Below are 21,378 nucleotides of genomic sequence, written 5' to 3'. Positions count from 1 at the left end.
CCGCACCCGCCCGCCACGGCCGCCAGGCCTCGGCGCGCGCCTTCAGCTCCCGCGCACTGATCCCGCCCGGCCCCCACGCCGGCGACTTGAGCAGGCCCAGGTCGGCGACGGGGAAGGCATCCACCGCGCCGAAGCCGCGCAGCGCGATGTACTCGGCGGTCCAGGGGCCGATGCCGGGCAGGGCGCAGAGGCGTTCGACCAGCGCGTCGGCGCCATCTTCCATGTGCAGCGAAAAGCTGCCATCGGCCACGGCGGCGGCCAGGCGCTGCAACGCCAGCACCCGTTTGGCGGGCATGCCGATGGCGGACAGGTCGGCGCTGGCGAGCTGTTCAGGTGTGGGAAAGAGTCGCTGCGGGCCATCCTCCGTGGGCGCATCCGCCAGCGGCTCGCCGAGCCGCGCCACCAGCCGGTTGGTGATGGTCACGGCCGCCTTGACGGTGACTTGCTGGCCGATGATGGCGCGCACGGCCTGCTCGAACGGATCGAATGCCGCGGGCAGGCGCAGGCCGGGGGCGCTGGCCACCAGCGGCCCGAGCACGGCATCGGCGGAGAAATGCGCAGTGATGGCCTGCGGGTCGGCATCCAGATCGAACATGCGCCGCACCCGGGTGACCAGCGCGGCGCTGGCGGGCATGGCGGACGGACTGATCCGCAATTCCAGGGCGTTCATTTCCGGCAGCGGACGCACCGCAAACCAGCCGGTTACCGAACCGATGCGCAGGCTGCGCCAATAGCCGTTGGCATTGAGTGCTTCCACGCCAGGCAACAGGCGCAGGGCGAAGTGACGCTGGAACTGTTGCCAGTCCCAGGGCGGCAGGAAGGGGAGGTGGAGAAGGCCGGTGGTGCTGTTCATGTGCGGAGCTTAGCGCCCTTTTGACGCCAGAAAATAACTGTCTGGCTCGCTATTCAGTTTCCTTACGTCCCAGCGATAACCCTGCAAATCAAAAGGCCATTACGGCTTCGAATCTCAGGGAGTAATTCGATGGGTTGGCAGGGTTTGGCGCTGCGCACGCGCCTGTTTGCGGTTTCCTCGCTGGTGCTGGTGCTCACGGTGTTGCTGGTGGTGGGCTTCCAGTCGTATCTGACCAGCCAGGATCAGCTGCGCCGGCTGAAGGAGCAGGAACTGCCGGGGCGCATGCAGACCATCGCGGCAGGCATTCGCGGTCAGCTCACGCTGGCCATCAACGGTTCCGAGGCGTTGGCCAACAACGTGTTCATCCAGGACTGGGCGCGCGCCGGCGCGCCGCTGGATCGCCTGCCCGACATGCGCCGGGCCATGGAGCAGACGCTGAAAGCCCTGGGCGCCAACGCGGTGTTCATGGCGGTGCGCACCCCGGATGGTGGCGTGCGCTACCACCATCTGGAAGGCAATAAGCTGCAGTGGCGGCCGATGTCGGAAGGCAATGCCGACGACGGCTGGTATTTCGAGTACCTCAAGCGCAACACCCCCTACGAGCTGAACCTGGACACCAACGCGCTCGGTTCCCAGGGCCTGCAGATCTTCGTCAACTACCGCAGCGCGCAGACCGACGACCAGGGCCGTCCGTTGCTGGTGGCCGGCGGGGCGATGAACATGGAACAGCTGGCCAGCATGATCCGCAACTACCGCTTCGGCGAGTCCGGCCAGGTGATGCTGGTACAGCCGAGCGGGCTGGTGGATATCCACCCGGATGCCCGCCAGGCCGGCAGCCTGGACCTCTCCAGCCAGTCGGGCTTCCGGGCGCTGATGGCCAACGACTGGCTGAAGGTGCGCGATCAGGGGCTTCAGATCCTGCAGATAGAGCTGGCTGGCCAACCGGCCTTCGTCGGCGCGCTGCACCTGCCGGATCTGCAGCGTTACCTGGTGGTCACCCAGCCGGTGCGCGACACCGTGGCCGGCATCACTGCCAACCGCCGCCTTACGCTGGGGGTGGGCCTGGCGCTGCTGGTGCTGGGCCTGCTAGTGCTCTATCCGCTGGCCGGCCGCCTTACCCGCCCGCTGGACGACCTGCGCAGCCAGCTCAAGCGCATCAGCGACAGCCTGCAACTGGACCAGCCGCTGCAGACCCGGGATCAGGCGGAGATCGGCGAGATGTGCGCCCAGCTGAACCAGTTCCTCGGCCGGCTGCGCGAGACCCTCGGCGCGGTACGCCAGACCAGCGATGCGGTGCAGGGCATCACCCGCGAGCTGGAAGTGGGCGCCGTGCAGGCCACCCAGGCGTTCCATGATCAGCAGGCGACCTTGCGGGTGGTCAACCAGGATCTCGATCATCTGAGCCAGAGCGTGCACAGCATCGCCGGGCACGCCGGTGAAGCGGCGGTGTCGTCCGACCAGGGCAGCCGCCTGCTGGAGCAGGCCCATCGGCAGATCGATGCCAGCCATGCGGCGATCACCCGGCTGACCGAGGACATGCAGGCCAACATCGAGCAGTTGCAGGTGCTGCAGACCCACAGCGGCGAGATCACCCATGTGCTGGAGGTGATTCGTGGCATCTCCGAACAGACCAACCTGCTGGCGCTGAACGCGGCCATCGAGGCGGCACGGGCCGGCGAGCAGGGTCGTGGCTTCGCCGTGGTGGCCGACGAGGTGCGCGCCCTGGCGCAGCGCACGCAAAGCTCGACCACCGAGATCCAGCAGACCACCGACCTGCTGCGCCAGGCCTCCAACCAGATGGCCGAGCGCATCACCGAGAGTGCGCAGAGCACCCAGGAAGGCATGCAGCAGCTGGCGCAGGCGCGCCATGAGCTGGGCCAGTTGCAGACCGGCCTGCAGCGGGTGTTCCAGATGAACCGCTCGATCGCCGAGGCCACCGAGGAGCAGAACGCATCCGTGGCCGACACTCATCGCAGCCTGCAATCGCTGGCCGACCAGGGCCAGCAGGCGGTGGTGATGGCCGAGCAGGCCACCGCCGCCACCCAGCGCCTGGCGGTGCTGATTCGCGAGCTGCATGTGCGCACGCAGCGGTTTCGCTGCTGAAAGCACAGCGTAACTGAAGCCGCTCCACGGTCCGTAGGAGGGGCTTCAGCCGCGATGAGGGATGCACCGGGGTTGCGCCCCGGTGCAAGGAGGTGCGGCCGGCGATCAGGTCAGGAAGTAGAACGCGCCGCAGATCACCACGCCCGAGTACAGCAGCATCATCAGGCAGTAGCCCATGATGTCGCGGGCGCCGAGGCCGACGATGCCGAGCAGCGGCAGCGCCCAGAACGGCTGGATCATGTTGGTCCAGGCGTCGCCCCAGGCGATGGCCATGGCGGTCACGGTGGGCGAGACGCCGAGGGCCTGGGCGGCCGGCAGCATGATCGGGCCCTGCACTGCCCACTGGCCGCCGCCGGAGGGCACGAACACGTTGACCACGCCGGCGCTGAGGAAGGCCAGCAGCGGGAAGGTGTCCGCCGAGGACCAGGAGATGAACGCCTCGGTGATCTGCCGGCCGAGCGAGATGCCCTCGGCGTTGGCGCCCATCATCATGCCCATGATGCCGGCGTAGAAGGGGAACAGCAGGACGATGCCGCCGATGCCGCGCACGCTCTCGTCCACCGCGCGCATGTAGCGCTCCGGGGTTCCGTGCAGCAGCAGGCCGCAGAACAGGAAGATGGCGATCACCACGTCCAGGCCGAGCACGAAGCCCTTGCTGCTGAAGTGGTTGAACAGGTAGATGGCCGCCAGGGCGACCAGCGCAAGGCCGAGGATGCGGCTGTCATCCAGGCGCTGCGCCGGGGTTTCCCGGGCCGGCTGCTCGGCGCGCGCTTCCACCAGCTTGGCCGGGTCGGCCACCTTGGCGTCCTGGCGCGGGTGCATGGCGCGGTTGAGCAGCGGCAGGCCGATCACCAGCAGGGCGACGATGGTCAGGTTCAGCGGGCTGAACAGCGACTCGGTGATGCTTACCGGACTGGTGAGCACACCGGCGGTCATGCGCGCCAGGTCGGGGCCACCACTGGCCATCGACAGCGGGATCGAGCCGGCCAGGCCGCCGTGCCAGACCAGGAAGCCGGAGTAGGCCGAGGCCACCAGCAGCGGGTAGTCAACCCCCTGCACCTGGCGGGCCAGGGCGCGGGCGAACACCGCGCCGATCACCAGGCCGAAGCCCCAGTTGACCCAGCAGCCGACCAGCGCCACCAGGGTGACCATGATGATGGCCTGCCCGGGCGTGCGGGCCATGCCGGCCAGGCGGTCGAGCTGACGGTTGACGATGGGAGCGCTGGCCAGGGCATGGCCGGTGACGAAGATCAGCGCCATCTGCATGGCGAAGCCGAGCAGGGTCCAGAAGCCGCCGCTCCAGTGTTGCACCATGCGTGGCAGGGATTGGTCGGTGGAGAGCATGCCGGCGATCAGCACGGCAAGGGTGAGCAGTGCGGAGAATACGAAGGGTGAGGGCAGGTAGCGCTGCACCAGACCCACGCTCATGCGGGTGAGGGTGTTGAACATGAGTGACGCCTCTTTCTTATGTTTGTTGGGCTTTATCGGTCGGGCGCGGTAACGCCCAGGGGTGCGGCGCGGGTATGCCGCAGCCCGGCGGTCACGCCGGGCGCTTACAGGTCTCCTTTGGAAATCAGCGTTCGATGGCCAGCGCCACGCCCTGACCGCCGCCGATGCACAGCGTGGCCAGGCCCTTGCGGGCGTCGCGGCGCAGCATTTCGTGCAGCAGGCTGACCAGGATGCGGCAGCCGGAGGCACCGATGGGATGGCCCAGGGCGATGGCGCCGCCGTTGACGTTGACCTTGTCGGCGTCCCAGCCGAGGGCCTGGCCGACGCACAGCGCCTGGGCGGCGAAGGCCTCGTTGGCTTCGATCAGGTCCAGGTCGGCCAGTTGCCAGCCGGCCTTCTCCAGGCAGCGGCGGGTGGCCGGCACCGGGGCGTAGCCCATGATCGCGGGGTCGACGCCGGCGCTGGCGTAGGCGGCGATGCGCGCCAGCACCGGCAGGCCGAGGGCCTGGGCCTTGGTGGCGCTCATCAGCAGTACAGCGGCGGCGCCGTCGTTGAGGCTGGAGGCGTTGCCGGCGGTGACGCTGCCGTCCTTCTTGAAGGCTGGCTTGAGTCTGGCCAGCGCCTCGGCAGTGGTGCCGGCGCGCGGTTGCTCGTCGCGGGCGAAGACCAGCGGCTCACCCTTGCGCTGTGGAATCGACACCGGGGTGATCTCGGCATCGAAGCGGCCGGCTTCGATGGCGGCCAGGGCCTTCTGTTGCGAAGCGGCCGCAAAGGCGTCCTGGGCCTCGCGGCTCAGGCCGTACTGCTCCACCAGGTTCTCGGCGGTGATGCCCATGTGGTAGTCGTTGAAGGCGTCCCACAGGCCGTCGAGGATCATGCTGTCCTGCAGCTGGGCATGGCCCATGCGCAGGCCGGTGCGCGCCTTGGGCAGCACATAGGGTGCCTGGCTCATGTTTTCCATACCGCCGGCGATCACCACGTCGGCGTCGCCGCAGCGGATCGCCTGGGCGGCCAGGTGCAGGGCCTTGAGGCCCGAGCCGCAGACCTTGTTGAGGGTCAGTGCCGGGACTTCGTGGGGCAGGCCAGCCTTCAGTGCGGCCTGGCGGGCGGGGTTCTGGCCGGCGCCGGCGGTGAGCACCTGGCCGAGGATCACTTCGTCGACCTGGGCCGGGTCGAGGCGGGTCTGCTCCAGCAGACGGCGGATGACGAGGGCGCCGAGCTCCGGGGCGGGAATCTCGGCGAGGCTGCCCTGGAAGGCGCCGATGGCGGTACGGGTGGCGGCGACAATGACAACGTCTTGCATGGGAACTCCTGACATGCGTCCGGGGCGCCGAAACGGGCCCCGGGGAGGGTTCAGAACTGCATTTCCGGGACCTGGTCCGGCACGATCAGTTTACCGGCGGTCTTGGCGACGATTTCCTCGATGCTCACTCCCGGCGCGCGCTCGCGCAGGACGAAGGCGCCGTTGTCGATTTCCAGCCAGGCCAGGTCGGTGAGCACGGTGCGGATGCAGCCGGCGCCGGTCAACGGCAGGCTGCAGCGTTCCAGCAGCTTGGACTCGCCGTCCTTGGAGGCGTGGGTCATCACCACGATGATGTTCTCGGCGCCGGCCACCAGGTCCATGGCGCCGCCCATGCCCTTGACCAGCTTGCCGGGGATCATCCAGGAGGCGATGTTGCCCTGCACGTCGACCTCGAAGGCGCCGAGCACGGTCAGGTCCACATGGCCGCCACGGATCATGGCGAAGGAGTCGGCGGAGTCGAAGATCGCCGCGCCGGGCAGCGCGGTGACCGTCTGCTTGCCGGCGTTGATCATGTCGGCATCCAGCTCGGCCTCGGTGGGGAAGGGCCCCATGCCGAGCAGGCCGTTCTCCGACTGCAGCAGCACCTGCATGCCTTCGGGCACGTAGTTGGCCACCAGGGTGGGGATGCCGATGCCGAGGTTCACGTAGTAGCCGTCGCGCAGTTCGCGCGCCACACGCTGGGCCATCTGTTCGCGGGTCAGTGCCATGGCGATTTCTCCTCTCAGCCGCGCAGCGTGCGTTTTTCGATGCGTTTTTCGAAGGTGCCCTGGATCAGGCGGTCCACGTAGATGCCGGGGGTGTGGATCTGCGCCGGGTCCAGCTCGCCGGGTTCGACGATCTCTTCCACTTCCACCACGGTGATGCGTCCGGCCATGGCGGCCAGCGGGTTGAAGTTCTGCGCGGTGTGGCGGTAGATCACGTTGCCGTAGTGGTCGGCCTTCCAGCCCTTGACGATGGCGAAGTCGCCCTTGATGGCGCGTTCGAGGATGTAGTGACGGCCGTCGAACTCGCGCACTTCCTTGCCCTCGGCGACCGGGGTGCCGTAGCCGGTGGCGGTGAAGAACGCGGGAATGCCGGCGCCGCCGGCGCGCAGTTTTTCGGCCAGGGTGCCTTGCGGGGTGAGTTCCACTTCCAGTTCGCCGCTGAGCAGTTGCTGCTCGAACAGGGCGTTCTCGCCGACGTAGGAAGCGATCATCTTGCGGATCTGCCGGTCTTCCAGCAGCACGCCGAGGCCGAAGCCGTCCACGCCGCAGTTGTTGGAGACCACGGTGAGGTCGCGCACGCCACGGCGGCGGATCTCGGCGATCAGATTCTCGGGAATGCCACACAGACCGAAGCCGCCGGCCAGCACGGTCATGCCGTCCTGCAGGCCATCGAGGGCTTCCGCATAGCTGCCTACGCGCTTGTCGAGTCCACTCATTCTTGGGTGCCTCTTGTTGTTGTTGGGAGGGCAGGGGCGCTGCCAAGCGTGCGCCCAAGCTTCGGTGCTGGGGTGTTATTTGTTAAGTTTGTTTTTCCTCGCCATTGATCAGGAAAACAAAACAATGACCGTCAAGCAGCTGCGCGCCTTCCTCGCCGTGGCGCAGACCCTGAGCTTCGCCCAGGCCTGCGAACGCCTGCACCTGTCGCAACCGGCGCTGAGCCTGGCGATCAAGAACCTGGAGCAGTCGCTGGGCGGCCAGCTGCTGGTGCGTACCACCCGGAGTGTGGCACTCACCCCGGAGGGCGAGACCCTGCTGCCCATCGCCACGCGCCTGCTGGCTGATTGGGACAACGCCGAGGATCTGCTGCGCCAGCATTTCACCCTGCAGCTCGGCCGCGTGGCGCTGGCGGCCATGCCGTCGTTCGCCGGCAACCGCCTGCCGGCCGCGCTCAAGGCGTTTCGCGCCGCCCATCCACGGGTCGGGGTGACGGTGCACGACGTGATCAACGAACAGGTGCTGGAGATGGTGCGCGACCGTCGCGTGGAACTGGGCATCGCCTTCGAGCCGGCCACCCTCGACGGCCTGCAGTTCACGCCGCTATATGACGACCGCTTTGTCGCCATGGTGCCGGCGCACAGCCCGCTGGCCGGGCTGAAGCGGCTGAGCTGGGCGCAGTTGCTCGGTGAGCCGTTCATCACCCTGCAGCGGCCCTCGGCGGTGCGCCTGCTGCTGGAGGACAGCATCATCGCCCGCCACGGCAAGCTGCCGGTGGCGTTCGAGAGCCATCAACTGGTCACGGTCGGGCGCATGGTCGCCGAAGGCCTCGGCGTGAGCGCGGTGCCGAGCCTGTGCCGGGAGCAGATGGAGGAACTGGGCGCGCGCTGCCTGCCGCTCGATGAACCGCAGGTCACCCGCCGCATCGGCCTGCTGCACCTGGCCGGCCACCAGCTTTCCAAGGCCGCGCTGGCGCTGAGCGACACCCTGATCCGCCAGGCTAAAGGCCCGGCGTAGGACGTGCGCGGCGCGTTCGGCCGCCGAAGCCAGCGTAGGGCGGACAACGTTGTTCTTGTCCGCCACTCCAGCCCCCGGCCCGGCGCGCAGCGGCGGACAGGTAAAGCGTTGTCCGCCCTACCTTCTGTGAAGGCGGTCGGTGCTTTTCCGGCCGCCGAAGTGCATATCGCCCGGAACGACGTTGTCCTCCCTACAAGCGCCGCGCCGGGGCGTCGCCGGCCACGTAATACGCCACCGTGCTGCGCGGCAGCGGTTCGCGGCCACGGATGCGGTCGGCGATCTTCTCCGCCAGCATGATGGTGGTGGCGTTGAGGTTGCCGGTGATGATGCGCGGCATCAGCGAGGCGTCCACCACGCGCAGCCCGGACAGGCCGTGCACGCGGCCCTGGCCGTCGGTCACCGCTAGCGCGTCGCTGCCCATGCGGCAGGTGCCGCAGGGGTGGAAGGCGGTCTCCGCGCGTTCGCGCACGAAGGCGTCCAGTTCGGCGTCGGTCGTCAGCTCGGCGCCCGGGCTGAGTTCGCGGCCCCGGAAGGCGTCCAGCGCGGGCTGGGCGATGATCTCCCGGGTCAGGCGGATGGCGTCGCGAAATTCCTGCCAGTCCTGGGCGTGGCTCATGTAGTTGAACAGGATGCTCGGATGCTGGCGCGGGTCGCGGGACCGGGCGCGCACCCGGCCCCGGCTCGGCGAACGCATGGAGCCGACGTGGGCCTGGAAGCCGTGTTCCTTCACCGCGTTGCTGCCGTTGTAGTTGATGGCCACCGGCAGGAAGTGGAACTGGATGTTCGGCCAGGCGAAGGATTCGTCGGTGCGGATGAAACCGCCCGCCTCGAACTGGTTGCTGGCGCCGATGCCGCGGCCGGCGAACAGCCACTGGGCGCCGATGGCCGGCTGGTTCCACCACTGCAGCGCAGGGTACAGCGACACCGGCTGCTTGCAGGCGTACTGCAGGTACATCTCCAGGTGGTCCTGCAGGTTCTCGCCGACGCCGGGCAGGTCGAGCACCAGCGGCACGTCCAGGTCGCGCAGCAGCGGCGCCGGGCCGACGCCGGAGCGCTGCAGGATCTGCGGCGAGGCGATGGCCCCGGCGCACAGCAGCACCTCGCGGCGGGCGCGGGCCTGTTCCGGCTGGCTGGAATTGCCGCGCAGGTAGGCCACGCCGCTGGCGCGCAGGCCGTCGAACAGGATGCGCTCGGTGAGTGCGTGGGTGCGGATGGTCAGGTTCGGTCGCTGGCGAGCCTGGTCCAGGTAGCCGCGCGCGGTGCTGGCGCGCCGGCCGTTGGGCGTCACGGTGCGGTCCATCGGCCCGAAGCCTTCCTGGCGGTAGCCGTTGAGGTCGTCGGTGCGCGCGTAGCCGGCCTGCTCGCCGGCTTCCACCATGGCGTGGAACAGCGGGTTGTTGCCGGCCTTGGGCGTGCACACCGACACCGGGCCGCTGTCGCCGTGGTAGTCGTTGGCGCCGCTGTCGCGGGTTTCCGCCTTGCGGAAGTAGGGCAGGCAGTCGAGGTAGCTCCAGTCTTCCAGGCCGGGCTCCCGGGCCCAGTGGTCGAAGTCCAGGGCGTTGCCGCGGATGTAGCACATGCCGTTGATCAGCGAGGAACCGCCCAGGCCCTTGCCGCGCCCGCATTCCATGCGGCGGTGGTTCATGTGCGGCTCCGGGTCGGTCTCGTAGGCCCAGTTGTAGCGCCGGCCCTGCAGCGGGTAGGCGAGGGCGGCGGGCATCTGGGTGCGGAAGTCCAGGCGATGGTCCGGGCCGCCGGCTTCCAGCAGCAGCACGCTGACCTCGGGGTCCTCGGTCAGGCGCGTGGCCAGCACGTTACCGGCCGAACCGGCGCCGATGATGATGTAGTCGAATTCCATGGGAACTGCCTTTCCTCGAGACGGTGGCCATGGCGTTGTCATGACCACCCTACGGTGAGTGATTGCGCGGGCCTGTAGGCGGTCGGCGCTTTGTCCGGCCGCCGGCGACGGCTTGCACGGGCCCGGTAGGAGGGGCTTCAGCCGCGAGCTTGTGGGTGTAGGACGGACAGCGCTCTTCTGTCCGCCGATGGCGTCCGACCGAGGCCGCGCTTGGCGGACAAAAACAACGTTGTCCGCCCTACACCCAAAAGCTCGCGGATCCTACGGTTCGCAGGGGGCGCGCGGGGTTCAGTCGAACGGCGAGACGAACTCGCCCAGTTCCACCTGCACCGACTTGATGCGTGTGTAATGGGCCAGCGCGGCCAGGCCGTTCTCGCGGCCGATGCCGGAGTGCTTGTAGCCGCCCACCGGCATCTGCGCCGGGGATTCGCCCCAGGTGTTGATCCAGCAGATGCCCGCCTCCAGGCGGTGGATCAGCCGGTGCGCGCGGGCCAGATCGGGCGTCACCACGCCGGCGGCCAGGCCGTAGTCGGTGGCGTTGGCGCGGCGGATGACCTCTTCTTCATCGTCGTAGCCGAGCACGCACATCACCGGGCCGAAGATTTCCTCGCGCACGATGCGCATGTCGTCGCGGCAGGCGCTGAAGATGGTCGGCGCCACGTAGGCGCCCTCGGAGAAGGCGCCTTCACGCACCCGGCCGCCACCGACCAGCACGCGCGCGCCCTCGTTCACGCCGCTGTTGATGTGCTCCAGCACGCGTTCCATGTGGGTGAAGCTGACCAGCGGGCCGAACCGGGTGGCCGGGTCCAGCGGGTCGCCGGGCTGGATGCGCAGGGTGCGCTCCAGCAGCTTTTCCTCGAACGCGCCCTGCAGCTCGCTCGGCACGAACACCCGGGTGCCGTTGGTGCACACCTGGCCGCTGCTGAAGAAGTTGGCGGCGATGGCGATGTCGGCGGCGCGGTCCAGGTCGGCGTCGGCGCAGATGATCAGCGGCGACTTGCCACCCAGCTCCAGGGTCGTTTCCTTGAGCGTGGCGCCGGCGCTGGCCGCCACCTTGCGACCGGTGACGGTGCCGCCGGTGAAGGACACCTTGGCGATGCCCGGGTGCTCCACCAGCCACTGGCCGACCTCGGCGCCGCTGCCGTTGAGTACGTTGAACACGCCGTCGGGCAGGCCGGCCTCGGTGTAGATCTCGGCCAGCTTCAGGGCGGAAAGCGGGGTGACTTCGCTGGGTTTGAAGATCATCGCGTTGCCGGCGGCCAGGGCCGGGGCGGACTTCCACAGGGCGATCTGGATCGGGTAGTTCCAGGCGCCGATGCCGGCCACCACGCCCAGCGGCTCGCGGCGGGTGTAGGCGAAGGCCGTCTCGCGCAGCGGGATCTGTTCGCCTTCGATGGCCGGGATCAGCCCGGCGTAGTACTCCAGCACGTCGGCACCGGTGACGATGTCCACGCTCCGGGTTTCCGACAGCGGCTTGCCGGTGTCGAGGGTTTCCAGCAGCGCCAGTTCATCGTTGCGCTCGCGCAGGATGTCCACGGCCCGACGCAGGATGCGGGCGCGCTCGAAGGGGCCCATGGCCGCCCAGACCTGCTGGCCCTGGCGGGCGCTGGTTACGGCCTGCTCGACGTCGTCGCGGCCGGCGCTGTGCACCCGGGCCAGGACTTCGCCGTTGGCCGGGTTGATGGATTCGAAGAGGGTGCCAGAGGTCGCCGCGACCGGGCGGCCGGCGATGTAAAGCAGTTGTTCGCCGAAGCGGGGCATGGGGGCTCCTTGAGTCATCACAACCACTGCGCCACGCGCTCCGGGTTCTGCTCCACCCAGGCGCGGGCGGCATCGGCGGGCTTGGCGCCGTCGCGGATGGCTAGCATCACCGCGCCGATTTCCTTGTCCTGCCAGGCGAACTTCTTCAGGAACGCGGCCGCCTCGGGGGCCTTGGCGTGCAGGCCGGGATTGACCGCGTTGTGCACCTGCTCGGCATCGCCGAACACCTTCTTCGGGTCGTCCAGGAAGCGCAGCTCCCACTTGGCGGTCATCCAGTGCGGAATCCAGCCGGTGACCACGATGGGCTTGTTGGCCTGTACGGCGCGCGCCAGGGCCACGGTCATCGCCGGGCCGGAGCTGGCCATCAGGTTGAGGTCCAGGTCGTAGGCCTTGATGGCGTCCTCGGTGCGACGCATCACGCCGGCGCCGGCGTCGATGCCGGTGACCTGGCCGCGCAGGTCCTTCCTGATGCTGTTCAGGTCAGCGATGGACTGCACATTCATATAGGTGGGCACCAGCAGGCCGATGCGTGCGCCGCTGTAGTTGACGCCCAGCAGCTCCACCTTGTCCTTCAGGCGCGCGTAGTACTCGCCGTGGGTGGCCGGCAGCCAGGCGGAGAGGGTGGCGTCCAGGTCGCCGCGCGCCACGCCCTGCCACATGATGGCGGCTTCCACCGCCTTGAGTTCCACCGGATAGCCGAGCTTGCTGCGCAGGATCTCGGCCGCCACGTGGCTGGTGGCGACGCTGTCGTCCCAGCCGTTGACGTAGCCGAAGGTCAGGGTGGGCTTGTCGGCGGCGTGCGCGCCGGCGGTCAGGCCGAGGGCCAGGGCGGCGGTGCAGAGGATTTTCTTGAGCATGGGAAGTCTCCTTGTCGACAGCCTTACAGGCCGATGTGCCGGCGCACGGCGCTCAGGCCGTCCTCGCCGGTGAAGGTGGTGACGCCGTCGAGCCAGCGCTCGAGGATGGCCGGGTTGGCCTTCAGCCAGGTGCGGGCGACCACCTGCGGGTCCTGCTTGTCCAGCACCTTCTCCATCAGCTGGCTTTCGATCTCGACGCTGAATTGCAGGTTGTTGAGCAGTCGGCCCATGTTCGGGCAGCGCGTCTCGTAGTCCGGCGGCACCACGGTGAACACCTTGGCGGCGCCATGGTCCGGACCGAACACGTCGTCGCCGCCATCCAGGTAGGTGATGTCGAACTGGGTGTTCATCGGGTGCGGCGCCCAGCCGAGGAACACCACCGGCTTCTTCTGGCGAATGGCGCGCTGAACCTGCACCAGCATGCCGGCCTCGCTGGATTCCACCATGCGGAAGCCGCCCAGGCCGTACTGGTCGTTGTCGATCATCTGCTGGATCAGCAGGTTGCCGTCATTGCCCGGCTCGATGCCGTAAAGGCGGCCGCCCAGCGCGTCCTTGAAGCGGGCGATGTCCTGGAAGCTCTTCAGGCCGGCCTCGGCGGCGTAGGTGGGCACCGCCAGGGTGTACTTGGCGCCGTCCAGGTTGGGGGTGGGCAGTACCTTGATGCCGTCGTTCTTCAGGAACGGCTCCACGATACTGTCCATGGACGGCGCCCAGTAGCCGAGGAAGGCGTCGATCTGGCCGTTCTTCACGCCGGTGAAGGCGATCGGTACCGAGGCCATCACCTTGCGGGGCTGGTAGCCCAGCCCTTCACTGAGGGTCATGGCCACGCCGGTGGTGGCGGCGATGTCGGCCCAGCCGATTTCGGCGAAGCGCACCGGCTGGCAGCTGGCCGGCTCGGCGGCCAGGGCGGGCTGGGCGAGGGCGGCGCACAGCAGGGCGGCGCCGCTCAGGGTGAGGCGGTTGTTCATGACGGTTCCTGTGTCGTGGAGCGGGAGGTGAACAGGCGATCGAACCAGGCGCGCAACGCGCCGCGCGCCGGACGTGGGGTGCCGAAGCTTTCGGTGATGCGGTCGAGAATGATCGCCAGCAGCACCACGGCCATGCCGCTTTCGAAGCCCAGGCCGATGTCCAGGCGCTGGATGCTGGCCAGCACGTCGTTGCCCAGGCCGCCGGCGCCGACCATCGAGGCGATGATCACCATCGACAGCGCCATCATGATGGTCTGGTTGACCCCGGCCATGATCGACGGCAGCGCGTTGGGCAGCTGCACCTTGAACAGCAGTTGGCGACGGTTGCAGCCGAATGCCTGGCCGGCCTCCACCAGCTCGCGGTTGACCTGGCGGATGCCCAGGTTGGTCAGGCGCACCGCCGGCGGCATGGCGAAGATCACCGTGGCGAGGATGCCCGGCACGCGGCCCAGGCCGAACAGCATGGCGGCGGGAATCAGGTAGACGAACGCCGGCATGGTCTGCATGAAGTCCAGCACCGGGCGGATGATGGCGGCCACGCGGTCGCTGCGCGCCGCCCAGATGCCAAGCGGCACGCCCAGCAGTAGGCTGATCAGCGTGGCCGAGAAGGTCAGGCCGAGGGTGACCAGGGTCTGCTCCCAGAAGCCGGTCAGCAGGATCAGAGCGAAGGCCACGGCGGTGAACAGCGCGAAGCGCACGCCGATGCGCCACAGGCCCAGGGCTACGAACAGTGCGATCAGCAGCCAGGCCGGGGGCAGCATCAGCAGCGCTTCGATGCCTTCGGAAAAGCCGCTGACCACCTGACCGGCGCTGTCGAAGGCGCCACCATGGTTGTCCAGCAGGTTCTGCACGCCGTCGTTGATCCAGCTGCCGAGGTCGAGGGTCTTGTCGCTCATGCCTGGCCCCCCTTCAACTGGGTGAGCACGGCGGTCTTGCTGATGGCGCCGCAGTAGTTGCCATCTTCATCGACCACTGGCACCGGGCCGGGGCTTTCCACCAGGCGCTCGATCACCTGTTCCAGCGAGGCGTCGGCGGGCATGGGATCGACACTTTCCAGCGATTCGCTGTGCACGCGCGCGCCCTGGTCTTCCTGGACCAACTGCGCGGCCTGTTCACGGCTGATCACCCCACGCAGGGTATTGTCCTCGTCGATGACGATGCCGAACGCCTTGTTCTGCTCCTCCAGGGTACGGCACACGGTGGACGCCCGGGGCGCCTTGCCGTTGTGCACGAACATCGGCACGTCATCGCTGGTCAGCTGGCCGGCGGTCAGGTAGCGGCTGGTATCCACGGCATCGAAGAAGTTCCGCACATAGTCGTTGACCGGGTTGTCGATCAGCTCCTGGGGCGTGCCGACCTGGATCAGCCGGCCGCCTTCCATGATCCCGATGCGCGTGCCGATGCGCAGGGCTTCTTCGATGTCGTGGGAGACGAACAGGATGGTGCGCCGGTGCTGGCGTTGCAGTTCCAGCAGCACGTCCTGCATTTCGCGGCGCTTGAGCGGGTCGAGGGCGGAGAAGGCCTCGTCCATGATGATCAGCGAGGGGTCCACGGCCAGCGCGCGGGCCAGGCCGACGCGCTGCTGCATGCCGCCGGACAGCTCGTGGGGGAACTTGTCGGCGAAGGGGGCCAGGCCGACCTGTTCGAGCACCGCCATGGCCCGGGCTTCGCGCTCGCCGCGGGGCTCGCCGGCGACTTCCAGGCCGAAGGCGGCGTTGTCCAGCACGCTGCGCCCGGGCATCAGCGCGAAGGACTGGAACACCATGCTCATGTCGCGGCGGCGCAGTTCGATCAGTTGCGCCTCGGGCAGGGTGGCGATGTCCCGGCCGTCGATGAACACGGCGCCGGCGCTGGGTTCGACCAGGCGGTTGATGAGGCGGATCAGGGTGGACTTGCCCGAGCCGGAGAGGCCCATGAGCACGAAGATCTCGCCTTCCTGGACACTGAACGAGACGTCGCAGACGCCGATCACGTTGCCGGTGTCGGCCAGGATGCGGTCCTTGTCATGGCCCTGTTCGAGGAGGCGGATGGCCTGCTGTGGGTCGGGGCCGAACACCTTGAACAGATGTTCGACGACGATTTTTCCATGCGACATGGAAAGGCTCCTTTGGCTATCTCCCTTCATCCAAGGCCTGGCGCGCGGCCATGGATGGTCGCCGGGACACGGCACACGGCCGGCCCGCTGGCGAGGGCATGATGAATGGGGCTGGCAAGACGAGTGCGCGACAACAAGACACGGCGGATGCAGAACGTGCGGCCACGTTGCGCAACTGTGCCAGTCCCCTCGAAGTGTGCGGTTTCAATGTTTCTTGCCATATTCGAATGTTCTTCGAGTGGGGCAGAACGAAATGAAAACGTCAGGCGTCATTAATTCTTGAATAACTTGACGCTCTATTCTCGCGATCAGGGTCCGCTCGCTTGGGGCTGAATATTTCACCCTGTGCAAACAGTGTGAATGGACCTCGATCCGATCGAGCTGCGAAACCTTAACAGAAGGGTTGGGGGGCTGGTCAACCCTTGGAAGCCGCGCCGGGCGCGGTTCTGGCTCGCATACTCCCCCTGGAGGCCAGGTGTCACGGGGGCTTCGGGAAAATCGAAAAAGTTCAGAAAATTTCGTGGGCGGAGCAACTTGCGCGGCGTTCGGGAGTGAATCTGGCGAGAGGGATGGGCGGGTTCCGGTGGGTTTTTTGTCTTCGAAGAGGTCGTGCGCGGAAGTTGCGGCTTGGAGAAGATTTTGGAGTTTCCAATCTTATTCAGAACGCGACTTCCATGAGCCAGAAGACTATTCCGCGCGGGTACATTCCATTCAATTGCAGGCCCGTCTGTGCAGTTGCGGCTGCTCTGTGGACACCGCCTCGGCGGCCAGGAAAAACGCTGACCGCCATTGCGCACGCTGCCCTGGGTTGCCCGCCTCAGGCCCGGCTCAGCCAGCCCATCACCAGGCGATTCATCCAGGCCGGGGCCAGTTGGCCGCTCAGGTACAGCAGGCGGAACTGCCAGCCCACCGGGCGGTGCACCCGCGGGCCGTGGGCCTGTTGCCAGGCGGCCTGGGCAATCTGCTCGGCATTCAGCTTCACGCTCAGGCGCCGCATCACCGGCGGGGTGAACCGCTGGCTGGCGACCATCGGTGTGGCCACGAACAGCGGCATCAGGTCGCCGACGCGAATGCCGTGCTCTCGCCATTCCAGCTCCAGCGCCTCGGTCAGCCCGCGCACCGCGAACTTGCTGGCCGAGTAGCTGGCCATGCTCGGCACGCCGTATTGCGCCGAGGCCGAGCTCATGTTGATCACCTGGGCGTTGGCGGTGCGCTTCAGGTAGGGGAAGGCGGCATGGCACAGGTTGAGCAAGCCGAGCACGTTGATATTCAGGGTGCGCGCGTGCTCCTCCAGGGCCAGCTCGGCGAACGGCCCGCAGCGCAGGATGCCGGCACCGTTGAACAGCAGGCGCAACTGGCCGTCATGCCCGGCGCAGAATGCCTCCAGGGCTTCGCGCACCGCGTCCGCATCGGTGACGTCCAGCGCCTGGTGCCAGGCGCCGCCCAGCTCCTCGGCCAGCGCGGTCAGCGCGCCCCGGTCGATATCCAGCAGGCCGACGCTCCAGCCCTGGCGGTGAAACAGCCGCGCGGTGGCGGCGCCGATGCCCGATGCGGCGCCGGTGATGAGTATGTTGTGCATGCTGATAGGTCCTTTCTTGTTGTTATGGGTGGTTCAGGTGGGTGCGCAGGGCGGTCAGCGCTTTCCTGGCCGCTGGTGGAGGACAAGAAGAACGTTGTTCACCCTACGGATTGGCCAGGAACTCCGCCACCCGTTGCACCGCCAGATCGGCCACGTCGAGCACGCCGACATGGGCCTGGAACACGTGCCAGCAACCGGGGTAGCGCTCCAGGCGTAACGCCGCGCCGGCGGCCTGGGCGCGTTCGGCCAGGCGCAGGCTGTCGTTGAGCAGCAGCTCGTCCTCGCCCACCTGCAGCAGCAGCGGCGGCAGGCCGGAGAGGTCGGCGAACACTGGCGAGAGCGAGGGCTTGCGCGGGTCGCTGCCGGGCTGGGCGGTCAGCGCGCGGGCCTGTTCGATCCACGGCAGGCTGATCATCGGATCGCCGGCGGGCGGCCGATGCAGCTGCTCGAAGCTGAGGTCGGTGACCGGCGAGAAGCACACCAGTGCCCGGGGCAGCGGCTGGCCGCGCTCCCTGAGCTCCAGGGTGGTGGTCAACGACAGATGCCCGCCGGCCGAATCGCCGCCGAGGATGATCTGTTCCGGTCGATAACCCTGGTCCTGCAGCGCCTGGTAGGCGGCCAGGGCGTCGATCAGCTGGGCCGGGTAGCGGTACTCCGGGGCCAGGCGATAATCGATGGCGCAGACGCTCAGCCCGCACTGCCGGGCCAGGGCGCCGCACAGGGCGCGGTGAGTGGCGGGCGAGCCCAGCAGATAGCCGCCGCCGTGCAGGTACAGCCAGACCTGGCCGTTGTCCCGTGCCGGGCGATGCCACTCGCAGGGAATGCCGCCCAGTTGGCCCGCAGTGCGGGTCACGCCGCGCGCCGGTAGCGTGAGGCTGGTCAGTGCGCGCAGCACCGCGCGTTGCCCGGCGATGGGCATCCCCGGACGGATCAGGCCACGGAACAGCAGGCGCAGGCTGGTGCGCAGGACGCCGGTCAGCAAGCGTTGCGCGGTGCCGGGCGGATGGGGCAGGTCGACGTAGGCAGTCATGCAGAAGCTCCAGGAACGTGAGTGAGAACACGGTAGCCTGCCTGGCCGCCGGTTACCGATGCGCCGTTCGCAATGAGGCCTGGTTTCGTAACGAGCGGTGTCGTGCCATGCCCCTACCTTCGTTGGGCTCGTGCCAGGCGCTGCGGCGGCGCCGTCGCAAACGTTACGCCCGCCGGAGCCTCTCGCGGCCCGGCATGCGTTCCCCGTTGTAACAGGCCAATCCTTGGGTGGGGCGGCTGCCGGGGGGGTATCCCGGATGCCAGAGCGTTCGGCCGAAAGGCACGATGACTGGCATGGAACCTGCCATCTCCCCACGGCTGATGTGTACAGCCCCGTTGCGGGGAGGCCATTGCACGCTGCGCCTCACATCAACTGCTGCGAGATTGCCATGAAGAAGACCACCACCCTGCTGGCCCTGGGCCTCGGGGCCTGTCTGACCACAGGCGCCGCCCACGCTTCATTGCTCGACAGACTGTTTGGAACATCCGACTACACCAAGACCCGTTACCCCATCGTGCTGTCCCACGGCATGCTCGGCTGGGACAGCATGCTTGGCATCGACTACTGGTACGGCATTCCCGGCGCGTTGCGCAGTGGCGGCGCCAGCGTCTACACCACCGAGGTGAGCCAGCTGAACACCTCCGAAGTGCGCGGCGAGGAACTGATCGAGCAGGTCGAGGACATCGTCGCCCTGAGCGGCAAGCCCAAGGTCAACCTGATCGGCCACAGCCACGGCGGCCCCACCGTGCGCTACGTGGCGGCCATGCGCCCGGATCTGATCGCCTCCGCCACCAGCGTCGGCGCACCGCACACCGGTTCGGACCTGGCCGACTTCCTCAAGCTGTTCCCGGACGGCTCGCTGACCCAGACCATCGTTTCCGAGCTGGTCAACCAGATCGGCAAGATGATCCATTTCCTCTCCGGTAGCCCCAGCACCAACCCGCAGGACTCCCTGGGCTCGCTGGAGTCGCTGCACAGCGAAGGCGCCGCGCGCTTCAACGCCAAGTTCCCGCAGGGCATGCCCCTCAGGAAATGCGGCGAGGGCGCCTACAAGGTCAATGGCGTGAACTACTACTCCTGGAGCGGCACCAGCCCGCTGACCAATCCGCTGGATCCCAGCGACGGGATGATGGGCGTGGCGTCACTGACCTTCATCGGCGGCGAGGCCAACGACGGTATGGTCGGGCGCTGCAGCTCGCACCTGGGCAAGGTGATTCGCGACAACTACCGGATGAACCACCTGGACGAGGTCAACCAGTTCTTCGGCCTCACCAGCCTGTTCGAGACCGATCCGGTCACCGTCTACCGCCAGCATGCCAACCGTCTGAAGAACGACGGCCTCTGACCCCCGGAGGGGCCGGGGACGGCCCCTTCGCTTCGCAAAGGAGATACCGATTCGTTGACCGTCTTCAGCCAGCATGCCAATCGCCTCAGGCTGAGGGCTTGCAAGGCCCGGACTCGCCGCTCGCCACAACCAGGGAAGGTGCTTATGAAGCGTGTGCTGATAGTCGTGCCGCTGGCTGTTCTGGTCAGCTATGCCGGCTTCCATTATCTCGGGCGTTCGTCCGCAACGCCGGCGCCATCGCCGCGCCTCGAATGGGCTGAGCCGCGGGTGTCGGCCCCCGTGGCGTCGCCGCCGGATCCGGCGTCAGCGCCATCGCGTACTGCCGAGGCGGTGCTGGCCAGCCTGCCGCCGTCCTTTCGCGGCACCGAGGTGGATGGCGGCTTCGAGGTGGATGCGGCGGGCAATCTGATCGTTACCCAGGAGGTTCGCCACCTGTTCGACTACTTCCTGGCCGCCATCGGCGAGGAGCCGCTGGAGCGCACCCTCGAACGCCTGCGTGACTACATCGACGCCAGCCTGGCAGCACCCGCCCGCAACCAGGCACAGGCGCTGCTCGACCAGTACCTGGACTACAAGCAGCAACTGGCCCAGCTGGAACAGGAGCTGCCGCAGCTGGCCACGCTGGATGGTCTGCGCAGCCGCGAGGCTGCCGTACAGGCCCTGCGCGCCCGGGTGTTCAGTGCCGAAGCACACCAGGCGTTCTTCGCCCGCGAGGAAGGTTTCAATCGCTTCAGCCTGGAGCGCCTGGCCATCCGCCAGAACCCCGATCTGGACGATGCGGGCAAGGCGCAGGCCATCGACCGGCTGCGCGCCGGACTGCCCGAGGCGCTGCATGCGCATGTGCTGCCGCAGTTGCAGCAGGAGCTGCGCGTGCAGACCGAACGGCTCGGGCCTGACGCCACGCCTGCCCAGGTTCGCCAGCTTCGCCAGCAACTGGTGGGCGCCGAGGCCACCGCACGCCTGGAAGTGCTGGATGCCCAGCGACAGCAATGGCGCCAGCGCCTGAAGGACTACCTGACCGAGAAGCAACGCCTCGAAGCGCACCCCGGACTGAGCGGCGCGGAGCGCGAGGCCGCGTTGCAGCGGTTGATCGAGGAGCGCTTCGACGAACGCGAGCGTCTGCGCCTGGACGCCGCCGAGCGGTTGTTGCACGCCCGTGAAAAGATGGAAGGCCGCGCGCAGGCCGGCCTGGACGGCTAGGATCAATGGACGGCTTCGGTCTGCTTCTCCAAAGCCGTTGGCACAGAGCCCGCCGGCACCTGCCCGGTCTGGTAGCCGGGCGAGGTGCGAGCCTGTCACGTATGGGCCTCTGCGGTGCGACAGACGATCGATCGAGAGGAGCGTTCAGTCATGGGCAAGACCTTGCACGAAGATGTCAGCAATACGGTTCTGCGTCGCATGAAGGAAAGCGGGTTCGACTTCGCGCGCGTCCATCCCATCGAGTTCTACGCCATCTTTCCCGACGAGGACGGGGCACGCCGCGCGGCGCGCAACTTTCGGGGAGAGTCCCTCAATGCCCAGGTCAGCGCGCGCAGCGATGGTTCCTGGAACTTGCAGGTCAGCAAGGTGATGTTCGCCACCCGCGCCGGTATCGGCGATTTCGAGCAGGGGCTGGAGGACCTGGTCGAGCCGCTGGGTGGCGTGCTGGATGGCTGGGGTGTGACACAGGAGCTGGCCGCCGCCAAGTCGGACTGAAAGACCGCGCCGCCGTAGCTTCGGCTTGCGGCGGCGCGCGTCCCTCC

At 67.9% G+C, this 21,378-nt stretch carries 18 protein-coding genes; 5 read left to right on the top strand and 13 right to left on the bottom strand.

Annotated features, from left to right (window positions below; genetic code table 11):
• On the bottom strand, positions 1-853 hold an 853-nt coding region (locus tag AS93_RS0116850; protein WP_027591682.1), incomplete at its 3' end, for a DNA-3-methyladenine glycosylase.
• Positions 854-982: 129 nt separating this feature from the next.
• On the opposite strand from AS93_RS0116850, the gene AS93_RS0116845 reads away from it, so the two are divergent.
• Positions 983-2,956 (top strand): methyl-accepting chemotaxis protein, encoded by a 1,974-nt coding sequence (locus AS93_RS0116845; protein WP_037009791.1) that lies wholly within the window; start codon positions 983-985, stop codon positions 2,954-2,956.
• Between the two features lie 105 nt (positions 2,957-3,061).
• On the opposite strand, the gene AS93_RS0116840 is transcribed toward AS93_RS0116845, so the two are convergent.
• The 4 genes from AS93_RS0116840 to AS93_RS0116825 all read right to left on the bottom strand — a co-directional run bounded on the left by AS93_RS0116840 (position 3,062) and on the right by AS93_RS0116825 (position 7,128).
• Positions 3,062-4,405, bottom strand: coding sequence for a short-chain fatty acid transporter (locus AS93_RS0116840; protein WP_027591680.1), 1,344 nt, complete (start codon positions 4,403-4,405; stop codon positions 3,062-3,064).
• A gap of 124 nt (positions 4,406-4,529) precedes the next feature.
• Positions 4,530-5,708 (bottom strand): acetyl-CoA C-acetyltransferase, encoded by a 1,179-nt coding sequence (locus AS93_RS0116835; RefSeq protein WP_027591679.1) that lies wholly within the window; start codon positions 5,706-5,708, stop codon positions 4,530-4,532.
• 50 nt (positions 5,709-5,758) lie between these two features.
• Entirely contained in the window at positions 5,759-6,415 is a 657-nt protein-coding gene (locus AS93_RS0116830) for a CoA transferase subunit B (RefSeq protein WP_027591678.1), read from the bottom strand.
• 14 nt (positions 6,416-6,429) lie between these two features.
• Positions 6,430-7,128, bottom strand: coding sequence for a CoA transferase subunit A (locus tag AS93_RS0116825; RefSeq protein ID WP_027591677.1), 699 nt, complete (start codon positions 7,126-7,128; stop codon positions 6,430-6,432).
• A gap of 124 nt (positions 7,129-7,252) precedes the next feature.
• Here AS93_RS0116825 and AS93_RS0116820 point away from each other — a divergent pair, with 124 nt between their 5' ends.
• Entirely contained in the window at positions 7,253-8,143 is an 891-nt protein-coding gene (locus AS93_RS0116820) for a LysR family transcriptional regulator (RefSeq protein WP_027591676.1), read from the top strand.
• Between the two features lie 190 nt (positions 8,144-8,333).
• On the opposite strand, the gene betA is transcribed toward AS93_RS0116820, so the two are convergent.
• The 8 genes from betA to AS93_RS0116780 form a co-directional block, all read right to left on the bottom strand.
• Complete coding sequence (gene betA, locus AS93_RS0116815) at positions 8,334-10,043, bottom strand: choline dehydrogenase (RefSeq protein WP_155956180.1); 1,710 nt, start codon at positions 10,041-10,043, stop codon at positions 8,334-8,336.
• Positions 10,044-10,289: 246 nt separating this feature from the next.
• Entirely contained in the window at positions 10,290-11,762 is a 1,473-nt protein-coding gene (gene betB / locus AS93_RS0116810) for a betaine-aldehyde dehydrogenase (protein WP_027591674.1), read from the bottom strand.
• Positions 11,763-11,779: 17 nt separating this feature from the next.
• Positions 11,780-12,619 (bottom strand): glycine betaine ABC transporter substrate-binding protein, encoded by an 840-nt coding sequence (locus AS93_RS0116805; RefSeq protein ID WP_027591673.1) that lies wholly within the window; start codon positions 12,617-12,619, stop codon positions 11,780-11,782.
• A gap of 23 nt (positions 12,620-12,642) precedes the next feature.
• A complete protein-coding gene (locus AS93_RS0116800) occupies positions 12,643-13,587 on the bottom strand; it encodes a choline ABC transporter substrate-binding protein (protein ID WP_027591672.1) in 945 nt (314 codons plus the stop codon).
• A complete protein-coding gene (locus AS93_RS0116795) occupies positions 13,584-14,483 on the bottom strand; it encodes a proline/glycine betaine ABC transporter permease (RefSeq protein ID WP_027591671.1) in 900 nt (299 codons plus the stop codon). Before AS93_RS0116795 ends, AS93_RS0116800 begins: the two co-directional genes overlap by 4 nt.
• Entirely contained in the window at positions 14,480-15,682 is a 1,203-nt protein-coding gene (locus AS93_RS0116790; protein WP_027591670.1) for a glycine betaine/L-proline ABC transporter ATP-binding protein, read from the bottom strand. Before AS93_RS0116790 ends, AS93_RS0116795 begins: the two co-directional genes overlap by 4 nt.
• 817 nt (positions 15,683-16,499) lie before the next feature.
• Complete coding sequence (locus tag AS93_RS0116785) at positions 16,500-17,261, bottom strand: SDR family oxidoreductase (RefSeq protein WP_027591669.1); 762 nt, start codon at positions 17,259-17,261, stop codon at positions 16,500-16,502.
• A 103-nt stretch (positions 17,262-17,364) separates the two neighbouring features.
• Positions 17,365-18,291 (bottom strand): alpha/beta hydrolase, encoded by a 927-nt coding sequence (locus tag AS93_RS0116780; RefSeq protein ID WP_027591668.1) that lies wholly within the window; start codon positions 18,289-18,291, stop codon positions 17,365-17,367.
• Between the two features lie 388 nt (positions 18,292-18,679).
• Between AS93_RS0116780 and AS93_RS0116775 the strand changes: the two genes are divergently transcribed.
• The 3 genes from AS93_RS0116775 to AS93_RS0116765 all read left to right on the top strand — a co-directional run bounded on the left by AS93_RS0116775 (position 18,680) and on the right by AS93_RS0116765 (position 21,331).
• The gene (locus AS93_RS0116775; protein ID WP_027591667.1) at positions 18,680-19,636 is read left to right on the top strand and encodes a triacylglycerol lipase; all 957 of its coding nucleotides are present in this window, start codon (positions 18,680-18,682) and stop codon (positions 19,634-19,636) included.
• A gap of 144 nt (positions 19,637-19,780) precedes the next feature.
• Positions 19,781-20,836 (top strand): lipase secretion chaperone, encoded by a 1,056-nt coding sequence (locus AS93_RS19670; RefSeq protein WP_051587523.1) that lies wholly within the window; start codon positions 19,781-19,783, stop codon positions 20,834-20,836.
• Positions 20,837-20,986: 150 nt separating this feature from the next.
• Positions 20,987-21,331: a ribonuclease E inhibitor RraB gene (locus AS93_RS0116765; protein WP_027591666.1), complete on the top strand. Its 345-nt coding sequence runs from the start codon at positions 20,987-20,989 to the stop codon at positions 21,329-21,331.
• Positions 21,332-21,378 lie beyond the last annotated feature (47 nt).

The sequence above is a fragment of the Pseudomonas sp. RL genome (genome assembly GCF_000647775.1).
In the GTDB taxonomy this organism is placed as follows: Bacteria; Pseudomonadota; Gammaproteobacteria; order Pseudomonadales; family Pseudomonadaceae; genus Serpens; species Serpens flexibilis.
The sequence above is the reverse complement of the archived record's forward strand: the minus strand, read 5'-3'. Positions and strand labels throughout refer to the sequence as shown.

Bases quoted from the DNA above. Each gene is read 5' to 3' on its own strand.
- AS93_RS0116845 (WP_037009791.1), top strand. From the start codon at position 983: ATGGGTTGGCAGGGTTTGGCGCTGCGCACGCGCCTGTTTGCGGTTTCC.
- AS93_RS0116830 (WP_027591678.1), bottom strand. From the start codon at position 6,415: ATGGCACTGACCCGCGAACAGATGGCCCAGCGTGTGGCGCGCGAACTG.
- AS93_RS0116805 (WP_027591673.1), bottom strand. From the start codon at position 12,619: ATGCTCAAGAAAATCCTCTGCACCGCCGCCCTGGCCCTCGGCCTGACC.
- AS93_RS0116795 (WP_027591671.1), bottom strand. From the start codon at position 14,483: ATGAGCGACAAGACCCTCGACCTCGGCAGCTGGATCAACGACGGCGTG.
- AS93_RS0116785 (WP_027591669.1), bottom strand. From the start codon at position 17,261: ATGCACAACATACTCATCACCGGCGCCGCATCGGGCATCGGCGCCGCC.
- AS93_RS0116800 (WP_027591672.1), bottom strand. From the start codon at position 13,587: ATGAACAACCGCCTCACCCTGAGCGGCGCCGCCCTGCTGTGCGCCGCC.
- AS93_RS0116780 (WP_027591668.1), bottom strand. From the start codon at position 18,291: ATGACTGCCTACGTCGACCTGCCCCATCCGCCCGGCACCGCGCAACGC.
- betA (WP_155956180.1), bottom strand. From the start codon at position 10,043: ATGACAACGCCATGGCCACCGTCTCGAGGAAAGGCAGTTCCCATGGAA.
- AS93_RS0116820 (WP_027591676.1), top strand. From the start codon at position 7,253: ATGACCGTCAAGCAGCTGCGCGCCTTCCTCGCCGTGGCGCAGACCCTG.
- AS93_RS0116825 (WP_027591677.1), bottom strand. From the start codon at position 7,128: ATGAGTGGACTCGACAAGCGCGTAGGCAGCTATGCGGAAGCCCTCGAT.
- AS93_RS0116835 (WP_027591679.1), bottom strand. From the start codon at position 5,708: ATGCAAGACGTTGTCATTGTCGCCGCCACCCGTACCGCCATCGGCGCC.
- AS93_RS0116775 (WP_027591667.1), top strand. From the start codon at position 18,680: ATGAAGAAGACCACCACCCTGCTGGCCCTGGGCCTCGGGGCCTGTCTG.
- AS93_RS0116790 (WP_027591670.1), bottom strand. From the start codon at position 15,682: ATGTCGCATGGAAAAATCGTCGTCGAACATCTGTTCAAGGTGTTCGGC.
- betB (WP_027591674.1), bottom strand. From the start codon at position 11,762: ATGCCCCGCTTCGGCGAACAACTGCTTTACATCGCCGGCCGCCCGGTC.
- AS93_RS19670 (WP_051587523.1), top strand. From the start codon at position 19,781: ATGAAGCGTGTGCTGATAGTCGTGCCGCTGGCTGTTCTGGTCAGCTAT.
- AS93_RS0116840 (WP_027591680.1), bottom strand. From the start codon at position 4,405: ATGTTCAACACCCTCACCCGCATGAGCGTGGGTCTGGTGCAGCGCTAC.
- AS93_RS0116765 (WP_027591666.1), top strand. From the start codon at position 20,987: ATGGGCAAGACCTTGCACGAAGATGTCAGCAATACGGTTCTGCGTCGC.